Origin of the sequence: Parvimonas sp. D2, assembly GCF_035282635.1 — a bacterium.
Lineage (GTDB): Bacteria > Bacillota > Clostridia > Tissierellales > Peptoniphilaceae > Parvimonas.
The window spans coordinates 1-489 of record NZ_JAYKBO010000014.1; the positions used below are offsets into that span (position 1 = coordinate 1).

A 489-nucleotide genomic window follows, 5' to 3' on the forward strand; every position below is an offset into this window, starting at 1 on the left:
CACGGTAGCTAGATACAGCTTAATGGTCAGAGAAGGCGAGGCTGTCAGAATGCGCAGTGTGACTGCTGATCTACTCCTGGCAGGTGCGGTGGTCATTTTTGCTATTTGGACGAAAGCCAAGGTTGGATTTGAACAGGAGGACTCTGTTGCCATAGGAGCATTATACGCATTAACCGCAGACAAGGCAGTCAAGAAGATCCAGACTTGGTGGTTAGGCCGGATAGACAAGAACTTTCCTGCAAATGGCGAGGAAGGTAAGTTTGACCATTAAAGTTAGTCTTGCTGGGCCGACAGTTTGATGGTATAATAGGGCATTCAAGGGCAGGATTTAAGATGACCGATAGAGTTCTTACAGTGGCAACGGGTTCGGCAGATGTCGCATCTGTTCGCACTGAAGAATTCCGGGGTAAAACCTATACGGTGGTCCCCGTCATCGCTGTCGTTGAAGGTGTTCTCCAAGGCGTAAACAGCGACGCCCCTGAGCTGGCT

1 protein-coding gene is annotated in these 489 nt (G+C 49.9%); it reads left to right on the plus strand.

Annotated elements, in window-relative coordinates; genetic code table 11:
• On the plus strand, nt 1–271 hold a 271-nt coding region (locus VJI77_RS07380), incomplete at its 5' end, for a hypothetical protein (protein ID WP_323988943.1).
• Nucleotides 272–489 lie beyond the last annotated feature (218 nt).